Origin of the sequence: Peribacillus sp. NPDC058002 (assembly GCF_042886655.1) — a bacterium.
GTDB lineage: Bacteria > Bacillota > Bacilli > Bacillales > DSM-1321 > Peribacillus > Peribacillus aracenensis.
Genome location: NZ_JBHVQU010000420.1, coordinates 1 through 2,161, shown reverse-complemented (window position 1 = coordinate 2,161; position 2,161 = coordinate 1). Strand labels below are relative to the sequence as shown.

Below are 2,161 nucleotides of genomic sequence, written 5' to 3'. Positions count from 1 at the left end.
AGAAGATACATATACAAGACAATATTCAATTATTAAAAATAACAGACACCCGGCCCCTGACTTAACAGATTTTGAATATGTGATGAAAGTAAATGGGTTTACAGACAAAGAATCATTTATTGAAACTCATTCAGAGACACCCTATTTAATTACGATGGTTGGATTTCTGCCTGGAACGGGTTGGCATTTTCCGCTTGGATTAAAGCCAAATGAGATCATTCAAGCACCAAAATATTATAGTCCCCGTACAGAAACGCCGGAAAGAAGCATTGGTATAGGTGGTGCGTTCAATGTGATTTATCCAGTCAATGGACCAGGAAGCTATCAACTAATAGGACGATCAGCTATCCCTTTAGTAGATAAAATAAACCCTTTAGAAGAGACTTCTTTTTTGGCAAGACCCGGAGATATATGGAAGTATCGTCCTGTTAAGGAATCTGAATATAATGAGATCGAAAGCAATGTAAGTGCTGGAACATATATTAATAAAGTAAAAGAAATTGATCTTTCGCCACTTGAATATGTACAAAAAGGAAAAAAATATATCGATGAGCTCATGGAGGGTTTTTAAATGATAGAAATTAAGGAGCCTGGGTTATGGACCACGGTACAGGATATGGGACGCGTCGGGAAGTATCATCTGGGTGTACCGCCATCAGGAGCAGCTGATAAATATTCATTTATTATTGGAAACCTTCTAGTAGGAAATCCAGCTGAGTTTGCATCACTTGAGATGACATTATTAGGGGGAAAGTTTGAAATTCATAGAAATTTAATTATCGCCCTTACAGGTGCTCCAATGGAAGCATACTTAAATCACCAACGCTTATCTTTCTGGGAAACCCATCAAGTAAAAGAAGGAGACATCTTAACGATAAAAGCTTGCCAACAGGGGGTGAAAAGCTATTTAAGTATCTCTGGTGGCATAAAGGTTCAAGATGTTTTAGGTAGTAAATCAACCTATGAACTAAGCCAGATTGGGGGCTTTGATGGCAGAAAGTTAGCTGTAGGCGATAGAATACAGATTAATGAACCACTGCCAGGAGCATCAAAACAGGTTGGTAAATCTATTCCACTAGAATTCGTCCCAACCTTTGATGACTTTCAAGAATTACGTGTCACGATGGGGTTATCAGGTTACTTGTTGAGCGATCAAGGGCTAAAAACTTTCCTCAATTCGGAATGGATCGTTTCGCATGAATCCAACCGGGTCGCTTACCGATATACTGGCCCAAGTGTGACATTCACTGAGCAATTTCCACCATTCGGTGCAGGAACTAGTTTTTCGAATGTAGTTGATTTTGCGTATCCTATAGGATCTGTTATGTTTACAAATGAGGAAGAACTGATTGTTTTACTTAATGATGCAATGACAGGTGGTGGTTTTGTCACAATAGGCACAGTCATAAGCCAAGATTTAGATTTAATTTCTCAATCTAGACCTTTATCGAAATGTCACTTTATCACAGTTACCATTGATCAGGCCATCCAAGCGAGAACAGAAAGGAGGGAAAATATGGAGAAGTTGTTCGACCTTATTAAAAGGTAAGTAATGACTTAAACTTTGGACCAACATAATAAAACTCATATCTAAAACAGGAGCAAAGTGTATGAGTGTATATGAAGAGGCTCAAAAAAAAACTCGATAGCAGAAGCGGAAATCAAGAGCTTATTGTCAATAAAGAGTTTAGATTGAAGTCGTTCCAATAAACATGTACTTTTGTTTCTAAGGAATATGATTATTACGTGGGCATATTCTAACTTGGGTTGCTCTTTTTTGTTATTAATGCAAAATACCCTTTTAAAAGCCACCGCTTCATCTTTTTCTTGTATAGGACAATCTCTGATCAGGAAAAGCTGGATATAAGGAGGCGATGTATGAATGGGTACTTTCGAAGTTATTTCCCTAATGCTAAGCTTTGGCATGTTTGTAATTGCTATTCTTGATTTTAAAAATCATGACAGGAATCCTTGAAGATAATGATGGCCGGCCGATTATTTTGACCATTAATGGAAGCGTTTTAGCGGATTGTAGGTACTCTCCGATTTTTAAACTTGCAGAGAACACCATCATGAGGTGTTCTTTTTGTTTGGCTCTTTTCGTATAGATTGTTGTTTTTAAAAACTAAACGATTTAAGGTTGATTGGAGCGCAAGTGCGA

3 protein-coding genes are annotated in these 2,161 nt (G+C 37.7%); all 3 read left to right on the top strand.

The window, feature by feature from the left end:
* Positions 1–571: carboxyltransferase domain-containing protein (locus tag ACFVSH_RS25825; RefSeq protein ID WP_387708625.1), on the top strand; the 571-nt coding region annotated here is incomplete at its 5' end.
* The gene (locus ACFVSH_RS25820) at positions 572–1,549 is read left to right on the top strand and encodes a 5-oxoprolinase subunit C family protein (protein ID WP_387708623.1); all 978 of its coding nucleotides are present in this window, start codon (positions 572–574) and stop codon (positions 1,547–1,549) included.
* A 333-nt stretch (positions 1,550–1,882) separates the two neighbouring features.
* Positions 1,883–1,975, top strand: a complete 93-nt coding sequence (locus ACFVSH_RS25815) for a putative holin-like toxin (protein ID WP_387596986.1) — start codon at positions 1,883–1,885, stop codon at positions 1,973–1,975.
* Positions 1,976–2,161 lie beyond the last annotated feature (186 nt).